General features: G+C 43.9%; 17 protein-coding genes. All 17 read right to left on the bottom strand.

The window, feature by feature from the left end:
- Nucleotide 1: 1 nt before the first annotated feature.
- Entirely contained in the window at nucleotides 2-880 is an 879-nt protein-coding gene (gene rfbA, locus LU279_RS03865) for a glucose-1-phosphate thymidylyltransferase RfbA (protein ID WP_274421252.1), read from the bottom strand.
- Nucleotides 881-890: 10 nt separating this feature from the next.
- Entirely contained in the window at nucleotides 891-2165 is a 1275-nt protein-coding gene (locus LU279_RS03860) for a D-alanyl-D-alanine carboxypeptidase family protein (RefSeq protein ID WP_274421251.1), read from the bottom strand.
- A gap of 13 nt (nucleotides 2166-2178) precedes the next feature.
- The gene (gene rffA, locus LU279_RS03855; RefSeq protein ID WP_274421250.1) at nucleotides 2179-3306 is read right to left on the bottom strand and encodes a dTDP-4-amino-4,6-dideoxygalactose transaminase; all 1128 of its coding nucleotides are present in this window, start codon (nucleotides 3304-3306) and stop codon (nucleotides 2179-2181) included.
- A 16-nt stretch (nucleotides 3307-3322) separates the two neighbouring features.
- Nucleotides 3323-4270 carry a glycosyltransferase family 2 protein gene (locus tag LU279_RS03850; protein ID WP_274421249.1) on the bottom strand — a complete coding sequence of 316 codons (948 nt, stop codon included), beginning with the start codon at nucleotides 4268-4270 and terminating at the stop codon, nucleotides 3323-3325.
- Nucleotides 4271-4288: 18 nt separating this feature from the next.
- Nucleotides 4289-4633: an EamA family transporter gene (locus LU279_RS03845; protein WP_274421248.1), complete on the bottom strand. Its 345-nt coding sequence runs from the start codon at nucleotides 4631-4633 to the stop codon at nucleotides 4289-4291.
- Nucleotides 4630-5016, bottom strand: a complete 387-nt coding sequence (locus tag LU279_RS03840) for a DMT family transporter (RefSeq protein ID WP_274421247.1) — start codon at nucleotides 5014-5016, stop codon at nucleotides 4630-4632. Before LU279_RS03840 ends, LU279_RS03845 begins: the two co-directional genes overlap by 4 nt.
- Nucleotides 5017-5031: 15 nt before the next feature.
- Nucleotides 5032-6219: an ATP-grasp domain-containing protein gene (locus LU279_RS03835; protein WP_274421246.1), complete on the bottom strand. Its 1188-nt coding sequence runs from the start codon at nucleotides 6217-6219 to the stop codon at nucleotides 5032-5034.
- 2 nt (nucleotides 6220-6221) lie between these two features.
- Nucleotides 6222-8360, bottom strand: coding sequence for a pyridoxal-phosphate dependent enzyme (locus LU279_RS03830; protein WP_274421245.1), 2139 nt, complete (start codon nucleotides 8358-8360; stop codon nucleotides 6222-6224).
- A 459-nt stretch (nucleotides 8361-8819) separates the two neighbouring features.
- Nucleotides 8820-9902 (bottom strand): dTDP-glucose 4,6-dehydratase, encoded by a 1083-nt coding sequence (gene rfbB / locus LU279_RS03825; RefSeq protein ID WP_274421244.1) that lies wholly within the window; start codon nucleotides 9900-9902, stop codon nucleotides 8820-8822.
- A 78-nt stretch (nucleotides 9903-9980) separates the two neighbouring features.
- On the bottom strand, nucleotides 9981-12719 hold the full coding sequence (locus tag LU279_RS03820; protein ID WP_274421243.1) for a L,D-transpeptidase family protein: 2739 nt from the start codon (nucleotides 12717-12719) through the stop codon (nucleotides 9981-9983).
- A gap of 45 nt (nucleotides 12720-12764) precedes the next feature.
- Nucleotides 12765-13028 carry an HPr family phosphocarrier protein gene (locus tag LU279_RS03815; RefSeq protein ID WP_274421242.1) on the bottom strand — a complete coding sequence of 88 codons (264 nt, stop codon included), beginning with the start codon at nucleotides 13026-13028 and terminating at the stop codon, nucleotides 12765-12767.
- A gap of 15 nt (nucleotides 13029-13043) precedes the next feature.
- A complete protein-coding gene (locus tag LU279_RS03810) occupies nucleotides 13044-14324 on the bottom strand; it encodes a CdaR family protein (protein ID WP_274421241.1) in 1281 nt (426 codons plus the stop codon).
- Nucleotides 14302-15186 (bottom strand): diadenylate cyclase CdaA, encoded by an 885-nt coding sequence (gene cdaA / locus LU279_RS03805; protein WP_274421240.1) that lies wholly within the window; start codon nucleotides 15184-15186, stop codon nucleotides 14302-14304. The genes LU279_RS03810 and cdaA overlap by 23 nt, the downstream gene beginning before the upstream one ends.
- A gap of 50 nt (nucleotides 15187-15236) precedes the next feature.
- Nucleotides 15237-16346 carry a hypothetical protein gene (locus LU279_RS03800; RefSeq protein ID WP_274421239.1) on the bottom strand — a complete coding sequence of 370 codons (1110 nt, stop codon included), beginning with the start codon at nucleotides 16344-16346 and terminating at the stop codon, nucleotides 15237-15239.
- The gene (locus tag LU279_RS03795; protein ID WP_274421238.1) at nucleotides 16343-16777 is read right to left on the bottom strand and encodes a hypothetical protein; all 435 of its coding nucleotides are present in this window, start codon (nucleotides 16775-16777) and stop codon (nucleotides 16343-16345) included. Before LU279_RS03795 ends, LU279_RS03800 begins: the two co-directional genes overlap by 4 nt.
- 145 nt (nucleotides 16778-16922) lie before the next feature.
- Nucleotides 16923-17630 (bottom strand): ComF family protein, encoded by a 708-nt coding sequence (locus tag LU279_RS03790; RefSeq protein ID WP_274421237.1) that lies wholly within the window; start codon nucleotides 17628-17630, stop codon nucleotides 16923-16925.
- A 32-nt stretch (nucleotides 17631-17662) separates the two neighbouring features.
- Nucleotides 17663-19894 (bottom strand): SF1B family DNA helicase RecD2, encoded by a 2232-nt coding sequence (gene recD2, locus LU279_RS03785; RefSeq protein ID WP_274421236.1) that lies wholly within the window; start codon nucleotides 19892-19894, stop codon nucleotides 17663-17665.
- Between the last annotated feature and the right edge of the window lies 1 nt (nucleotide 19895).

Raw genomic sequence — 19895 nt, 5'->3', positions numbered from 1 at the left:
TTTATAAGCCCTCCGCTACTTCGATCAGATATTTTCCATATGCAGTTTTGAGAAGCGGCTGCGCCAGCTCCACAAGCTGCTCTTTATTGATAAATCCACGTTTGTAGGCAATTTCCTCAATACAGGAAACATAAAGTCCCTGACGTTTCTGGACTGCGGAAACAAAATCAGCTGCGTCCAGAAGAGAATCATGGTTTCCTGTATCCAGCCATGCAAAGCCTCTTCCCAGAGTTTCTACCTTCAGAGTTCCTCTGTTCAGATATTCATTGTTGATGCTTGTGATCTCAATTTCACCTCTTGCAGAAGGTTTTACATTTTTTGCGATCTCCACTACATCATTGTCATAGAAATAAAGTCCCGGAACTGCATAATTGGACTTCGGATGCTCTGGTTTTTCCTCAATGGAAAGAGCGCGGCCATTCTCATCAAACTCTACCACACCGTACTCTCTCGGATCTCTTACATAATAGCCAAAGATTGTTGCACCCTTTTCCTCTTCTGTTCTCTTATATGCATTCTGAAGCACTCTGGAAAAGCTCTGACCGTAAAAAATATTGTCACCCAGAACAAGGGCAACCGCATCATCTCCAATAAAGTCCTCTCCAATGATAAATGCGTCTGCCAGTCCCCTGGGCTGTTCCTGAACCGCATACTCAAAACGCATTCCAAGCTGTTTTCCATCTCCCAGAAGCTCTTCAAACACCGGAAGATCTCTCGGTGTGGAAATGATCATAATTTCTCTGATCCCTGCCAGCATCAGCGTAGAAAGCGGATAGTAAATCATAGGCTTGTCATACACCGGCATGATCTGCTTGGAAATTGCCTTTGTCAATGGATATAATCTTGTTCCTGAACCGCCTGCTAAAATAATACCTTTCATATTTCTCCTCCTATTTTCTGGAACCGTACATTTTTTTCTCTTTAAAGTAAAGGGCTGTCATTAATGCCACCAGAATCACAGCCATCACTGCCATCACTCCAAGAAGGACTTTTGACGTATCGGAAAGTCCATCCTCAGCTTCCTGTTCCGGCATCTCCGGTTCTTCCTGTACTGTCTGTGCGCCGGAAGTGTTTTCCCCTGTTCCCGCTGCTGTCTGCACAGCCTGCGGTGTGGGAATTGCGGCCGGCGCCGCATAACCTACATACTGTCCGTTATAAAAATAACGGTTCAGCATTTTTCCGTTTTTGTCCACCTGCTCTACAGTAAGCTGATCCGCTGTTACACCTTTTGGTACAGTCATTTGTTTTCCGTTGACTGTCAGCGTATCAAAATGATCAAATGCATAATCAAAAAGCGCGATACTGTCTGTACAGTTTGCTCCCAGATCTGCTGTCCGCATGGTAACGGCAATATATGTTCTTCCGTTCCGCTCCGCAGCAACTACAAGGGTATGACCTGCGTCATTGGTATTGCCTGTTTTTCCGCCAATGCATCCTTCATAATAAAGATTGGATTCTTTTGCCATAAGAGGCATATGAGTATGCATTCCCCTTGCCTCGCTGAGATTTGTAGCCGGAATCGTATAATTGGCTGCGCTGATCACTTTCCGGAACCTGGGGTTCTGAAGTCCTGCCCGCATGATCTTCGCCAGATCATAGGCTGTCGTATAGTGATTGGAATCCGGAAGCCCGCTGGCATTGGCAAAATGTGTGTTTTTGCATCCAAGCTCCCTGGCCTTCTCATTCATCATATCAATGAACTGAGCTTCTGTTCCCCCTACATATTCTGCCATCTGAGCGCACACTTCATTGGCAGATTTGATAATGGCCGCATACCAGCAGTCTTTCATGGTAATGGTTTCACCCAGCTTCATTCCAATATTGGAGCTGTCCCAGGTCACATCCCGGACCCCGGTTTCTGTAAAGGTTACCGAATCCTTCGGGGAGCTGTTTTCGATTGCTGTCAGCACAGTCATGATCTTTGTGGTACTTGCCGGATAACGGTACTCATCTTTTCCTTTGTCATAAAGTACGGCGCCTGTATCCGCATCGATCAGAACTGCTGTCTCAGAAACTGTGTCCGGTCCTTTCGGCCATCCCTGGATACTATCGGAGCTTACTGCTGCCGCCGTACCGAAATTCACAGTTACCGCCTGCACGGACACTGCCGGGATCAGCAGCGCCGCAATTCCGGCTGCCACAGTGCCTGCTATTTTATTTTTCATTATGCTTCCTCCGTCAAAACTCAAATGAAAGTATTTTTTCTGTAATGTATTCCACATCAGATATTTCCAGATTATAGAACATAGGCAGTCTTAAAAGCCGTTCGCTTTCCCGAGTGGTATAAACATCCTCTCCGTTAAAACGCCCAAATTTTCTGCCTGCCGGAGAGCTGTGAAGAGGTACATAATGAAAGGCAGTGCAGATTCCGTTTTGTTTCAGATAAGAAATCAGTCTGCTTCTGGTCTCCAGATCCCTGACCTTTATATAGTACATATGAGCATTGTGCTTGCAGCCTTCCGGTACAAAAGGTCTCTGGATCTTTCCCTGATCCTCCAGGATCTTCAGTCCCTCATGGTAATAGTCATAGATCTGATGCCGTTTGCAGTCGATTTTTTCCGCTTCCTCAAGCTGAGCATAAAGATACGCGGCATTCATCTCGCTTGGAAGATAAGAAGAACCGTAATCGATCCAGCGGTATTTATCTACCTGTCCCCGAAAAAATTTACTTCTGTCTGTTCCTTTTTCTCTGAGGATCTCTGCCTTTTCCTGATATTCATTTTTCTGGAAAACAAGGGCTCCGCCCTCTCCCATAGTATAATTCTTTGTTTCATGGAAGCTGTAGCAGCCAAAGTCTCCGATTGTTCCCAGAGCTTTTCCATGGTAATAGGCTTCCACACCCTGGGCAGCGTCCTCCACTACCTTCAGATGATATTTCTCTGCAAGAGCCATGATCGCATCCATCTCGCAGGCAACGCCCGCATAATGAACCGGGACAATCGCCTTTGTTTTTTCTGTGATTGCCTGCTCGATCAGGTTTTCATCCATGTTCATAGTGTCCGGCCTGATATCCACAAACACGATCTTCGCTCCTCTCAGAACAAAAGCGTCTGCTGTGGATACAAAGGTATAGGAAGGCATGATCACCTCATCTCCGGGCTCTATATCACAGAGAAATGCCGCCATTTCCAGAGCATGCGTACAGGAGGTTGTCAGAAACACCTGATTTGCCTGAAACCGTTCCTTCATCCATGCAGAACACAGCTTCGTATACTTGCCATCCCCGCACAGCATTCCCTGGTCTACAGCGTCTTTAATATATGTCAGTTCTTTTCCTACAATTGCAGGCCTGTTAAAATCTATCATTTGTTATTCCTGTTTCTTAATTATCTGCGTTGTCAGTTTTCTCGGAAATATTTTCTTTGTCACGGATCACATACTGAGGTGTCCTGTTTACATTCAGCATCAGTTTTCCCAGATATTCTCCCATAATGCCCAGCATCAGAAAGCAGATGCCGAACAGTACCAGCAGGGCGCACATCAACGAAGACCAGCCAATGGCAACTGCCGGATCCAGAAGTTTACGGATAAAGACAATAACTGCGCCTATAAAACCTGCTGCCGAGAACAAAGTCCCGAAAAATGTGGATACCCTCAGAGGGATCACCGTAAAATTCAGACAGGACATAAACAGTTTCAGTCCCCGTTTGAAATTATAGTTGGAGGTTCCCACCTCACGCTCAAAATGTTCGATCTCTATGTTTGCAATATTATGTGTGGTCCGGAAAAACAATACCTGAAGAAACGTATTATAGCCGTCATATTTGACAACCTCGTCTCTCACATACTTTCTGCAGCACCAGAAACTGCTCATCTGGATATCCTTCGGACGGTCCAGCAGATGCCACAAAAGGAAACGGCTTACTGCGCCGGTAAGATTTTTAAACCAGGAAAATTTCCTCTGTTTAAACACTCCGAACACAATATCATAGCCCTCTTCCATTTTGTCAAGGAACTGAGGGATCTGTGACGGATGATTCTGCATATCGTCATCCATTCCCAGGATCAACTCTCCCCTGGCATAATTCATTCCGGCCATAATCGCATTGTGCTGTCCAAAATTCTTAGCCAGGTTGATTCCTTTTACATTTGGATATTTTTCCGTAAGAGCATGTATGGATTTCCATGTGTTGTCTCTGGAATAATCATTTACCAGAACAAACTCACACTCGTAATCTTTCAGTTTCTCAAATTCTTCAATTGCAAGCTCCACCACTTTACCGATGGTCTGCTCTGAATTATAGCACGGTATAACAATAGATACCAGCATCTCTTTTGTCCCTCGTTTCTATAAGTTAAATATGACGATCCCTGCAAGTATCAGGGCAAAACCCATAAGTTTCCGCCTGCTGAATCTTTCTTTCAGAAAAATATATCCCATTACTGATACAAAGATGTAACCTGAAGATTCCAGGATCGGCGACATGGAAAGAGGCACATGTTTCAGAGCCAGCATGGTCAGTATCACAGAGCAGAAAAAAAGCCCGTAAGCTCCGATCACCATAGGATTCATATATTCTTTCAGAGTGCTTTCATAGGTTTTATCTGCTGCTTTTTTCAGAATGATCTGAGATACAGATGAGATAAAAACCGACAGAAGCAAAAGGCATACGGATATTCCAAGACTGCTCATGAATCCTCACCATCCTTTCCGGTATTATCACTTGTCACAAGATAGATTCCTGCAAAGATCACAGCTGCTCCGGCGATCATATTCCAGGTGATCTTTTCTCCAAAAATCAAAGCCCCCCAGACAATCCCCCAGATCAGAGTTACAGGACGATTTGCATAAGCCACCGTAAGAGGCATTCTTTTAAGGATCTGCTGCCAGATAATGGCATATCCGAACATGATCACAAAAACAAGCCCAAACCAGAAAATAAACGGCAGGGAAAAAATATGATCCGTATATCCGGAAGCTTTTTTTGAACAGACACCGCTGAGGGAGCTGAACAAAAGGCTTATATGCAGCAGCAAAAATGTACTTTTCTTTAAGGCATGGTCATTATTTCTCATGTTATTTTCTCACAATCATACTGTAAATTCAATGTTAATTTTCGACAAAATCTCATCCAGCCGATCTTCGCAGTCCTGAAGTTCTTTCCCTGCAAGAATGATCTGTCCGATGCGATCCCTTCCATTCCGGTACTGATTCACATAATCTCCCGGCTGGATATTAAAAGAAAGATCTACAATATCCTCTGCGGGCGCATTTTCATTTCGGATCGCTTTTACGGTTCCGCTTCTGTCTGAGGTAAGAATTTTTGACAGACTGGCCTTTCCCGGATGCGCTCTGTCAAAAAGCTTTTCCGGCTCCATATCAAGAGCAAGACGCACAATAGCCTCATAATAGTTGATTCCGTAATACAGCCCCACTGTTTCCGGAAGACAGGTAGCTCCTGCTCTTCCCGTGATCTCGATCACATAAACCTTTCCGTCTTTTTCAATGAGATCACAGTTTACTGCACAGTTATCCAGCCCTACCGCACGGATAGCAAGCTTCACCTGGCTTTCCGCCTCTTCACCCAGACTGGACTGTTTTTTCCAGGGAACTGAATGACCTACCGGAGTAGGCACATAACTCTGAAAGGCATCTATATTATTAGGAAGGCAGTATAAAAGCCTGCCATCTGACATCATTGCCTCACAGCCAAAGGGCTCTCCCTCAATAAACTCTTCCACAAGACAGTAATCCTTGCCTGTGGCTTCCATTGTTTTTTCATAAAAGGAAAAAGCCTGTTCACTGGTATTACACCGGAAAATCCCACGGCTTCCCATCAGATCCACTGCCTTTATCACTACCGGAAAATCCAGTTTTCTCAAAGCTTCTGCAAGTTCTTCCCGGTTTCTGATACAGATATGACGGGCGCAGCGTACGCCACCTGCCATAAAAGCTTCTTTCATTTTAAATTTGTTGCTGCTGACCTCAGCCGCCTTTTCTGACAGACCTTTCAGCCCCAGTTTCTCACAGGCATAACCGATTGCCCTGACTCCGGTATCCAGACAGCATGTGGTAATGCCGTCCACCTGAAGCTTACGGGCAGCTTCCATAACTGCCGACGGATCAGAAATATCTGTATATGTGCTTTCATCTGCTGCCTGAAATCCCGGCCAGTCACCGGTAGTGCTTGCAGCTACTGTTTTTATACCAAGCCTTTCTGCTGCCTCATAAAGAGGAAGCTGGGAATAGCTGGCTCCTAAAATCATAAGTTTTTTCATATTTACAGGTTGTACTCCTCCAGAAAATCAAAAAACAGCGGCGTTCCTCCTGTGTGAAGGAACAGAATGTTTTTATCCCGGATCTGATGATCCTCCAGATATTTTACCATACCACAAAAAGCCTTTCCTGTATAGGTCATATCAAGGGGGATACCTTCCGACCGGTAAATCTGCCGGATCAGATCTGCCGTATCCTGTGAGTAGGTTCCATATCCGTTTTCCATGTATTTGTCCGTAAAGAAAATCTTCTCTTTAAAGTTTCCGGGCAAACAGTTTCCATGCATCTGCGCATACTCCTCCAGATTACGGGCAATTACCTGTTTTCCCCTGTTCTCATTTCTGGAAACAGAAATTCCCACGATATTCCTGTCATCATTTTCTTCCAGACTTCCTGCAAGCAGACCGGACTGTGTAGCGTTGGTGCTGGATGCAAGAAAAATATAATCAAAATGGATCCCCTGCTCTTTTTCCTGACAGCAAATTTCCTGATAAACCTCTCTGTAGGCCTCCATAGGAACCCATTCTCTGCCTTCGCCTCTGGTGTTTCCGTAAATATAATAAGGCTTACAGCCTTTTTCCCTCAGCTCATCCATAGCCTGCTGCACAGCCTCAGAGATTTCTGTTTTTTTGCAGGGAATCTCTGTCACCCCCATACTCCGGATGATCCTGCTGTTCTCTGTTTCTTTATCCTCTTTTATATCCTCTGTATTATGGACCATATAGCACGGAAGATGAAGCTGGTAACAAAGAGTGGCAAGGATCCGGCAGAGATTGGAATGATAATTTCCGTAAATGATCATGCTGTCACAGTGTTCTCTTTTCATATCCTCAATAAACTTCCGGGCAAAGCGAACCTTATTCCCCCCAAAAGAATAAGGAAGAAGATCCTCTCTTTTCATGTAAAAATGATTGTGTGTATGCGTTGTTTCAGCATCTTCCCTGCTGCTTCTCGTAAATCTCAGCTTTTGTATGGGAGTTTCCGGAAGTTCCTTCAGAGGATTTTCCCAGGGACCGTGATAAAAAAGCTGTTCCATTTCTTCCATGGTATCAGTCTGAAGGATGAAAAAACCGGGACGGCTTCCGCTGTCTGTGATCCTTGCCTGTTCCACATCACCCTCCATCACCACTTTTTTCACCTTGTCCGGATGTTCTTTCTGAAGTTCCCGAAGATGTTTCAGATCATTTCCGTCCATAAGGAAACGAATCGCTGAAATCTTTTTGTTTTTTTCCGTAAAAACCGGTGGTTTACCGGCAGCAGTATCTACTACCATTGCCACAAAATCCTGGCCTGTAGACAATGGAACAAGATCGGAACCAATACAGTCTCCGCCCATTCTGGAACCAATCTCAATGATCCTTATATTTCCTTTTTTGTCAATACGGAGTTCGCTGTGCCCTGCTCCGTTTCTGATTTCAAGAGCATCGAGAGCGCCAAAAACTGTGTCCCGGATTTTTCCGTACATCTCCTCCGACACAGGAGCCGGCTGCAAATGTCCGGTTTCAATATAATGAGGACTGCCTGTTGTAAATTTTTTTGTTACTGCAAGACAGGTGTGCTCCCCCTCATAGCTGATGGTTTCCACACTGTACTCGGCGCCCTCAATATATTCTTCCACAATCGCTCTGTGTTCAAAAGACTGTTCTGCTGCCTGTATGATGGCCTGTTCCAGATCTTCCTGAGCATAAACCTTTGTAATGGCTCTGCTTCCGGAGCGGTCTGTGGGTTTTACAATAACCGGAAATTTATCCGGAACCACTCTGTCTCCCACAGATACGGCCTGAAAAAAGGGAACCGGTATTCCCGCCTTCCGAAAAGCAGTCCTCATGGCAAACTTGTTGGTGGAATTTTCAATACATGCGCTGCTGTTTCCCGGAAGCCCAAGTTTTTCTGCCAGATACTGCACTGTAATATTTGCCAGGTCAGAGCCTATGGTTGCAACTGCGTCCGGTTGTATTTTACGGCAGATCTCAAGAATCTGCTCTTTTTCCGTAATACTGATCTCATAAAAAAAATCCGCATCCCCGGCTCCTGTAGCCCCCTCTCTCCAGGCAAATACATGAGTCTCATATCCCATTTCTCCGGCTTTTTTTATTAAAGGGCGCTGAAAATCATTGGCCCCGATAATCACAATCTTTTTCATGGATACCTCTTTCCTGTCCGGATCACGGACATTCATCTATAGGGTATTTTATCATTTTATCCCGAAGCTTTCCACCTTATTTTCATGCCGCGGAAGCACGCATCTTCAAGCCGTGGAAACACGCATTTTCATGCCGCCAAAATACATATTTCCAAGTTGCTGTGACACACCTGAAACGGGAGGTGCTGTTCCTTTTGTTCCCGGTGACTGTTCCAAAATACATTCCTGAGCGCCCTCGATGATAATATTTCGTCCTGTATCCCCCGAAATTTCAACTAAAATGCCTTGTGGGATACAGCCTGCAAACAATAACCGGATCGTTGCACATAGATATCTGATTTCCAGAAATACCACCCAAAGACTTGACACAGAGCCAAAAAATGCTGCAGTTCTGGCTCCCCGGCCAGTTCACTGCAGCATCTTCATCAGTCAGACATCATATCCTTTTTTCAGGAAGCATTATTTTGTCTGATACATATCATTATAATATTTCTGGTAATCACCACTTGTTACGTTTTTCATCCAGTCCTCATTTTCAAAGAACCATTTGATAGTCAGGCGGATTCCATCCTCAAAGCAAGTTTCCGGATACCAGCCTACCTCTTCTTTGATCTTGTCCGGAGCAATCGCATAACGGCGATCATGACCCTTGCGATCCTCTACATAAGTGATCAGGTTTTCACTGACAAGTTCTCTTCTTGGATCTCCCTCCGGGAGCATTTCCTTCAGAGTATCCAGGATAATATGGATGATCTGGATATTCTGTTTTTCATTGTGTCCGCCGATATTGTAGGTTTCAAAAAGGCGGCCTTTTTCCTGAACCATATCAATACCTTTTGCATGATCCATAACATAGAGCCAGTCTCTTACATTCTTTCCATCGCCGTATACCGGAAGCTTTTTGCCCTGGAGAGCATTGTTGATGATCAGAGGAATCAGCTTTTCCGGGAACTGGTACGGACCATAGTTGTTACTGCAGTTCGTAATATTTGCAGGGAACTTATAGGTGTCCATATAAGATTTTACCAGCATATCTGAAGACGCCTTGCTGGCAGAGTACGGGCTGTGAGGATCATAAGGAGTTGTCTCATAAAAATATCCGCCATCTTCCTCCAGAGAACCGTAAACCTCATCTGTAGACACATGAAGAAACTTCTTGTCCGGCTTAAAGGTTCCATCCGGAAGCTCCCATGCAGCTTTTGCAGCATTCAGCATAACAAGTGTTCCAAGTACGTTTGTTTTTACAAAAACTTCCGGGTTACGGATGCTTCTGTCCACATGACTTTCTGCCGCAAAGTGAACAACACGGTCAATGTCATTTTCCTCAAAAAGCTTCATGATAGTTTCGCTGTCACAGATATCCGCTTTTACAAATGTATAATTATCTCTGTTTTCGATGTCTTTGAGATTTTCAAGATTTCCCGCATAAGTCAGTTTATCTACATTAATAATGCGGATTTCATTGTCATACTTCTCAAACATATAGTGAATGTAGTTGGAACCAATAAAACCTGCTCCTCCTGTTACCAGATATGTTCTCATATATTTTTTCCTCCTGATAAAAGGCTATTGCAGAACCTTATTTTCCACAGGATTTGCAACAGCCTCCTTTTTTATTGATTAATTATAGTTCGGATCTGTAGGATCGAAAGTTCCGCTTCCCCTTAATGGTTTCAGTGGATTTCTTCCCAGAGGTCCCTTGAAACATTCATCTGATTTGTACTTTCCGTCAAACACACGAATTGTAGATCCATTACAGTTTTCCCAGATCCATTTGGCATCTGCCACACAGCAGCGGATACATCCATGGGAAGCCGGATTTCCAAGCTTCAGATATTCTCCTGCCGGAAGGTTGTTTCCATTTGGCTGTCCGCTTGCCACTGAATGAATATAAATTCCATTCACCACATGAGATCCATACTGTCCCCAGGACGGTCCCATCAGAAGCTGCCAGCGATCCGCTCTGGTAATCTTAAATGTTCCAACTTTTGTAGGTGTCTCCGGAAGACCAACAGATACACGGATTGTTTTAATCGGAGTTTTTTTACTGCTGCTTGTATAAACAGTCATAACTCCATTTACACGGTCGCATTCTAAATAATAAGATTTCTGTCTGAACTCACTTGTTCTGTCATTGACACGGTTTCCATATTTATCAAAACGATAATTTACCCCATCAATGGTTTTGGTCATATTCTTCATCAATCTTCCGGTTTTTGGATCCATGTAACGCACACGGTTCTTTGAATTATCTATAATAATCCACTCAGTTGTAAACTTTCCGCGCTCATCAAGACGTCCATATGTACCGTCTGTGTACTGGATATTATAATTGGTCAGCGCAGTACAATTTTTGAAATAATATTTACCGCCATGGATTGTTCTCCAGCCATTGGTAGCCAGATTTCCTTTGCTTCCTGCATAATAATATTTATTATTATACTTGATCCAGGTTCCCTTATACATCTTTCCACGATATTGTTTTGTGCTGGAACGCTCAAAGAAATAATAAGTATTATTTACTTTTGTAACACCACTTGCCATTCGACCATCCGGAAGATAATATCTGTCGGAAGCCCAGTAATTCTGTACATTGTTACCGCCATTGGTAAACAGGAACCAGCCTACAAACTTTCCATTGACAGTAACCTTCTGGATTCCCTTTTTCTCCTGAACACATCCGGATGTATTACCAAAGTAATAGTAGCGGTTGTTGGTATTGGCTCCCAGTTTCACCCAACGGTTTCTCCAGGCAGCTCTTGTTCCATCACTACAGAAATAATATCTGTATTTTCCATATTTCTGAAGGCGGTTTCTGTATACATGACCATACTTATTTGACAGATAATACTTGCCATTTCCGGCACGGATCATTTTGTCTTTAACCTGATATCCACTGCTGTCAATTAAATACAGAACATCTTTATCTTCAAGAAGCTTATATGCTCCACTTTCCATCTTTTTATAACGTCCGTCAGCCTGGAAGTACAGCCACTGATTTCCCTTTGACATCCGTCTGTATGACCAGCCGTTCTGGATCATCTGACCCGGAATACCTTTGTCATTCTTGGATGTACTGAAAGCATAGTAAGACTTTTTCGGTTTAATATATACAATACCTTTGTCATAAGGTTTACCGTCAGCCTGAACGTAATAGCTTACGCCATCGATCTCATAAATATCAGCTTTAATCTCCTCTTCCCGTCCATCAGCGCCGTAATAGTGGAAGGCTTCGCCGTCCCATATCCATCCGGTCTGCATCTGACCCAGGTCAGAATTAAACGGCGTAGGAATTTGTGCTGCTCTATACATGGAAACATCTACAGCTGCATTCTCCACCTCAGCCCTGCTGTCATCCAGGAAAAAGAATTCCGCATCCGTATCAAAATCAAAGCCGTCTGTTCCCTGTTTTACAACAGCCTGACCCGTTACAAGATATCCGTCCTGATCAAAGTAATAGCTACCTTTTTCCATTTCTGTTCCATTGCTGTCTACAGTAGTGATTTCTACCATAGCGTCTTTATAATACTGCTCAGCATCCATTGGATCAGTCGGCATTTCTGTTTCAGGAACTGTCTCTGTTTCCGGAACCGTTTCAGTATCAGGAACAATTTCCGGAATTGTCACCGGCTGATCTGCTTCTCCCTGAATATTTTCTGCTTCCGGAATAATTTCTTCCGCTGCATCCGCTGTTCCCTCAGCTGATACCGGTTCAATACCGATTTCGGAATCCTGTTTTTCTGGCTGAACCTCTGTAGCAGATTCCTGAAGCATTCCAGCATCAGCTGCTGTTCCGTCCAGAACCTCTGCATTTCCGGTGTCAGATGCATTCTCATTTGCCTTTGGAAGCTTCTGGAGTCTCCATTTATTGGTTTCTTCGTCTAACATCCAGCGGGTATAAAGCAGAGTTGCTGTATGCTTTTCTATATCCTCTGATTCAAAAGCTGCTGCCGGTTCTACAGTTGTATTTTCCATTTCCGGTATAGTCTGAGGCTTCTGTTCCAGTTCAGACATATTATCACCTGAACTGAAAAGATCATCTGCAAATCCCACATCCGGTTCTGCGCTGTCTGTCACGTCATTGCTGTCTGTATTATCAGAAGGTTCATCAGAGGGCTGCTGCGCCTCTCCCTCAGAATCTTCAACAAAAATATCTCCACCATCCGTATCTTCCGGCTTTTCTGTTTCAGTGCCATCCATCGGCGCTTCTTCCACTGTAACATCCGATGAAGAATCCGAAAAGCTGCTTTCAGAATCAGACTCTACTGCCGTATCCAACATTGCTGCCGCGCCGGCCTCAGTTACCATAGATGAACACATTGTCAGGCTCAAAAGAATCGCCACTACTCGTTTTTTCAACGTACTTCCTCCTTATTTATTCTTCTTCATTCCACATGTTATTATTTATTCACCAAGGCCACTGCTAATCGCTTTGACCATAGCTTTCATTGCTTCCTCCTCGTCTGCGCCTTTGCAGACAAGCTCAATTTCATCCCCGCATTTTACGCAGGCGCCCAATACACTGAGTACACTCTTTGCATTGGCGGTTCCCCCCTCGTACGTAAAGGTAATCAATGACTGATACTTGATCGCCTCATTACACAAATTCCCTGCCGGTCGCAAATGAAGCCCGGAAGGATTATGGATTGTAATTTTCTGACTGACCATACTGCCTTCTCCTGTTTAACTGTTTTCTTCTGCGCTGGAAATCCTGGACACCTCAATCCCAGTCTTTACCTCATCTACCAGTTCATATCCCTCAGGGATCTTAATATCAACGATCACCTCATAAGTTCCTTCTTTTTTATCTTTCAGATCAATGGAGGCTTTGATATTTTTTTCTTTCAGATCTCCCAGGTCTTCTTTTGTTTTCTTTACACGAAGTTCTATCTGCGCTGCATCAAATGCCACCTGCATTCCATCCGGCACATTTTCCACTGTGATATTCTTTGTAGGCACCTCGCATACCGTGCTGCCTTCCGGAAGAATATTCACATGAACAAATACATCTTCACTGGAATCGCTGGTCAGCTTCAGTCCATCCGGAAGATAATCAGATATGTTTATTTTTTCTTCATAGTCTTTATCCATGCCAATGATATCGATAGCTTCTGCCGGGATCCATACCGTATTATTCTGCTCGGCAAGAGCATGCAGAGCCTCGTCGCTTCCTGACACGCTGATCACATTTGGCGTAGTGGTAACACTCTCTATCTGATAACCGTCTGCCGGTGTTCCGGAGCACTCAGCACTGATCTTTACATCTGTACGCACTTTCCACAAACGGGCAGTTACATAAACCTTTGATGCGTTCAGGTATGACAGATCCTGACTGCTGAACTGCTCTCCATTTTTATCAATGACTGTCACGTCTGTTTCCCGGGTCACATCAGAAGTTGCGCCACTGACATCAACAGATGCTGTTACTTTATCTATTTTATTAATCAGTGACGTTGGACCTGTAATCCTGATTTTCTCAGGACTGGATACCAGGTTTCCGATCTCATATCCTCTTTCAGGTTTTGTTTCTCTTGTTGTCACATTCACAACAAACTCCTGCGTTTCCTTGTCTTCTATATGAAGACTGAGGTTCTGAGGAGTCACCTGGATATTCCCCGGAGCAATATTATCTACTGTAGCAGTTATAGGCACCATGACCGGATTTGTGTCCAGACTCACTGCCTGCTGCAGATCTGCCACCGCCCGGATATCCGATGATGTCAGATCATCCAAAAGCTTTCTCTGAGCTTTTATTGTCACACGGATCGGCTCCTGCTCGTCATTTCGCATACACATTTTACCGTCGGCATCAATATAAGCCTCGTTCAAAAGCTGAACGTCTGTTACAATAAAAGTTTTTTTCACAATCGGGTTGTCGATATTGATCGCAAGAAGCCATACCAGAATAGCAACAAACAAAGAAAGAATTTTCAGAGAGAGATTATTTGTCAGTTTTTCCTTCATGCTTTGACCTCCCCTTTAAAAGCTGTCTCAGTTTATTATCCACAATTGTTTTATTCTGTGCTTTTTCAAGAATTGCTCTCAGTCTGGCAGATGAAACGTTTCTCTCCAGTTTTCCTTCCTGTGCCACGGAGATCTGTCCGGTTTCCTCTGAAACTATAATTGTTACCGAATCCGAAACTTCACTGATCCCTACACCTGCACGGTGCCTAGTTCCAAGCTGCTTGCTCAGTTCCATGTTATCAGACAGAGGCAGATAACAGGTAGCTGCAACTATACGGTTTCCCCTCATAACAACTGCTCCGTCATGGAGAGGCGTATTATGCTCAAATATATTAATCAGAAGCTGACTGGAAAGAACCGCATCAACATTGATTCCTGTACGAATGTATTCATCCAGACGGTTTTTCTGTTCAATAACGATCAGTGCTCCGGTTTTAACCTCTCCCATATCAAAACAGGCTTTTACAAGTTCATTGATCGTCTTATCTGTAAAACGTTCCTTTACTTCTTTCCCCACATCAAAGGGAATGATGGCTGACATGATACGCTTCTGTCCCAGCTGTTCCACAATCTTGCGCAGCTCCGGCTGGAAAATAACGATTACCGCCATGATCAGTACACTGGAAAGTTTTGACACGATCCAGAGGATTGTATTCATCTTAAAAATGTATGCAATGATCAGAAAAGCACTGATGATCAGAAGGCCTTTCAGGAGAGTATAGGCACGGGTATATTTAATCCATACCATAAACTGATATACAAATACAGAAATCAACAGAATTTCTATTACATCAATGATATTGACAGAAGGCATGTTGATATGCGATACATATCTGTCCAATACACTTATGATGTTCTGCATAACTGTTCCTCTCTTTCTCATACATTTTCAGGTTACAAATCATATTTCTGTTACAGATCTTTCAGGGATTCCTCCAGTTTCTTCTCAAAGTCAACATTATCCACAGAAGGTCTTCTGAGAAGCTGCTCCTCCTGCTGTGGCTGAGGTTTTCCGGACTTTTTTTCCGGTTCCTGTCCATGGAACAGCGGCTCGTTATATTTTACCACATGTTCGTTCTGTTTTTTTTCTTCCCGTGACGGCTCGGCATTGATTTTTTTGATACTGCGGTCAGAAGTAGCTACAAGAGCCTTGGGAACTGCTTTTACATAATAATAATACTCATCGTCCTCATATTCAAGTCTTTCTGTACGTGTATAGTCTCCTCCATATACAAAAAATTCAAGGACAAGACCAATAAGAACAGACACAACGGAAAAGATGATCATAGGAACCACAGAAATGGAAATTCCCATAAAAATACTTCCGATCAGCATGATGACGATATAAGTCACACCGCCGGCAACAATAGCAATGCGCCATGCATAATCAAACATTCTGGTTCTGATCAGATTCACAACCAGGATCACAGCTACAAAAGCAACAAGAGTCAGCCACATCTCACCGTTGTTCATAAGTCCGTCAGAGAGAAGCGTAATTCTGTCCAGGATCTCACCGTCCGGATTCTGCAGTATCTGTGACTGGCTTCCGATAAATCTTACAAAATAATAAATGATCACACCGCCGGCCGCAGGAAGAGCTGAAAGCACACTGCTTAAAAGGCCGCATCCAACCGGCAGGAGTACCGGAAGGTCAAATGCACAGGCAAGCGGAGTCAGAACCACAACAATGTTCTGTTCTGTACTGAATCTGAGAAATACGATCATCATAAAAAGAATCAGAACAAGCATGAAGCCAGCAACATCAAGTCCCAGAGCATAGCTGTGTCCCACCATCATGGCAAATCCGGTAAATATGGTCATTCCGGATGGCAGAATAGAACAGATCAGCGCAAGTATCAGTACCACAAATATATTGTCCAAAGCTGTCATATATCCCATATTGGAATTGATCCATATAAAATATATCAGAGCCAGAGCAAACTTCATCAATGGCTGCAGATACATTTCATATTTTGCGTAGAATCCTTTTATTTTCTGTTTAAATTCCAGTAAAGCTGTCATTTCCGATACCCTCCTGCAGTTCCTCTGCCTGCTGCTTTTTTCTCTTCGCGTACATAAATCTTGCTGAGTTCAGTAAGCTGGGTATAATATTCCCGCACGCTCTTTTTGGCTTTATAATACCGCACTGAATACTGAATATAGGTAAGAACAGAATATATCACAAGAACAGCCGCATATCCTGCAATTATGTAAATACCCAGGGAAACAAGATTCATCTTATGGATATTCTCCATCAGATATTCACCAAAATATACGGCTACTGCTGCAATTGCCAGCGCATATCCTATGGTAACAAGAAAAAAGTTCTTGATCAGAGCCAGCCCGATATAATCGCTTCTGTAATACTTGCTGACCGGAAGATATCTTCTGCCTTTTCCCTGTTCATACATCGCAATTTTGGTCATTATTTTAACCTTTTCTTCGTTGATCATGATCTACTCCTCAATAAGCAATCTGTTTCTGAATAAACCGCCGGAGATATCTGTCTCCGGCATTTCCTGAAAAAGGATACAGATACTCACAGTAATTTAATTGTAACATATATCACTATCCATGAAAAGTGTTTTTCTGGTTTTTCTACTGCTGCCCTGTGCACAGCGTAATAAAATAAACATATTCAGCGCCTGCTGCCTTCAGACACCTGGCCATTGCATCCACTGTACTTCCTGTTGTGTATACATCATCAATTACAAGTACGGTAAGACCCCGGATATTTTCCTCTGTTCGGAAAGCATCTGCAAGATTTCTCTTTCGCTGAGCTGCATTCAGCTTTTTCTGAGATTTTGTATTATGGATCTTTTTTACCAGTCCATGAGCCACCGGGATCTGAAACTGCTCTCCCACTCTGTCAGCCAGATACGCAGATTGATTAAAGCCTCTCAGCCTCTGTTTCCGACCTGTAAGGGGAACCGGAACGATTACATCCGGCTGCCATCTCATGATATCTCTTCTCATATACCTGCATATAGCATCCGCATAATAATCTCCATATTCTCTGCATCCATAATATTTGTATCGCACAAGGGACTGTCTCAGCTTTCCGTTATAAACAAAAACAGATTTTCCCTGATCAAAGCTGCGGCAGAGCCCTGAACATTCCCTGCAGTATTCTTCCTGTTTTTTTACAGGTTTGCCGCATTTCAGGCAATAGTCCTTCCCCACCCTGCAAAATGCCTGTTCACATTCCGGACAGATCAGCATTTTCTGGTCTTTCAGAATTCTGTGACATGCAGGGCAGTGTCTGGGATAAAGGATATTAAGTAACACCTCTACATATTTATTCAATAACAGTCCTTTCTCCCCGATGAAAAAGGTATCTACAGCTCTTCCTTCAATCTGATGTCAAGAGAACTGTAGCGTCTCTGCTGCTTTTCATTTTTTATCATTTCCCGGAAAGTTTCTTCGCTGCCCACGATGGTCACACACCGGCGCGCTCTTGTGACAGCCGTGTACAGAAGATTTCTGTTTAAAAGCATTCTTGGTCCTGACAGAAGAGGGATCACCACTGCCGGATACTCAGACCCCTGAGATTTATGTATGGTCACTGCATAGGCAAGCTCCAGCTCCTCCAGCTGTTTAAAGGAATACTCCGCGCAGCGTCCGTCCTCAAATTCTACTTCTGCAGTTTCTGAAAATTCATTGATAGATTTCAGGATTCCTGTATCGCCGTTAAAAACTCCCACACCTTTATCCACAGGAATTCCGTATCTTCCACGGATTTCCCACTCAAGCTGATAGTTATTCCGGATCTGCATGACTTTGTCGCCTTCCCGGAATAAACCCTGACCATACTCCTTCTCTTTTTTGGATGGATCCGGAGGATTCAGATAGCGCTGCAGGATCTGGTTCAGTCTTTCCACACCAAGCAGTCCCTTCCGCATAGGCGTAAGAACCTGAATGTCAAAAGGCTTTGCCTCAACATATCTGGGAAGCTTTTCCTGGATCAGAGCGATCACCACTCTGATAATAATATCTGCATCCTGTCTTTTCAGAAAAAAGAAATCACTGCTTTTGTTACTGAGAGTCACCTGTTCTCCCCTGTTGATCTTGTGGGCATTGACAACTATGTCGCTTTCTGATGCCTGCCTGAAGATTTTTTTCAGCTCTACAACCGGAAATTCTCCACTTCGGATAATATCCCTTAAAACATTTCCCGGTCCCACACTGGGAAGCTGATTTTCATCTCCCACAAGGATCAGCCGTGTTCCTGCTGTTACTGCCAGGAGAAGAGAATGCATTAGCTGAATATCCACCATGGACATTTCATCAATGATGATCACGTCTGCTTCCAGAGGATTTTCTGCATTACGCTCAAAATGAACTGCCTGTCCCTGCTTTTCCTCTTCCGGCATTCCGTTTAATTCCAGAAGCCGGTGTATGGTCTGGGCTTCATAGCCTGTGGCCTCTGTCATACGCTTTGCGGCCCTTCCTGTAGGCGCTGCCAGACGCAGTTCACTGCCTTCCCCTTCAAAAAAGCGGATAATAGCATTGATGGTTGTTGTTTTTCCGGTTCCCGGACCTCCGGTTAAAATAAAAAGACCGTGGCCGGCAGCCTCGGTCACTGCTTTTTTCTGCATTTCGTCAAGAGTTGTTCCTGTTTCCTTTTCGATCTGGGCAATCCTGCGCTGCACAAAATCTTCATCCTCAGGACAGTGAACATTCAGCTCTCTTAACATTCTGGCAGTATTAAGCTCCAGATAATAAAAGCGGCTTGGATAAACCAGTATCTTTTCCCCTTCTTCTTTCTGGATCACCTTGCGCTCCATGGAAAGATCCATAAGATGCTTTTCCATATAAGAGGCGTCTACTCCAAGAAGCTCGGAGGCTCTCCGGAACAGTTCTTCTCTGGGAAGATATACATGGCCTTCTCCTGTTGCCTGTAAAAGAGTATACATCATTCCGCTTTTAATTCTGTAATCTGAATCCGTATGGATACCTATGCGTCCTGCAATCTCATCTGCGATCTTAAATCCCACGCCACTGATATCATCTGCAAGACGGTAAGGATTCTCCTGAAGAACACTGTAAACAGAATCCCCGTACTTCTGGTAGATTTTTGCCCCAAGATTCAGGGAAATACCATATTTCTGCAAAAACATCATGGCTTTTCTCATGTCTGCTTTTTCTTCCATCTGAGCAGCGATCTCACGGGCCTTTTTTTCACTGATCCCCTTGATCTCGGCCAGACGCTCCGGCTCTTCTTCCACGATCCTCAGAGTGTCCGCCCCAAACCTGCGGACAATCCTGGCAGCCAGAGCCGCTCCGATACCCTTGATTGCTCCGGAACCCAGATACCGCTCCATTGCCATGGCGTCCTCGGGCATTTTTTCTATAAAAGAAGTAATCTGAAACTGTTTTCCATAAATATGATGATTAATAAATTTCCCGGAAGCCTCAATGGTTGCTCCCTGACTGATCACAGGAAAAGTTCCCACACAGGTCAGCTCCTCATCGTCGCCTTCTGTTCCTTTCAGAACAAGAACCGTATATCCGTTGTCTTCATTTCTGAATATAATATGGTCAATATATCCTGTTACACTTTCGCTCATC

The sequence above is a fragment of the Blautia sp. XA-2221 genome (assembly GCF_028767025.1).
Lineage (GTDB): Bacteria > Bacillota > Clostridia > Lachnospirales > Lachnospiraceae > Blautia_A.
The sequence above is the reverse complement of the archived record's forward strand: the minus strand, read 5'-3'. Positions and strand labels throughout refer to the sequence as shown.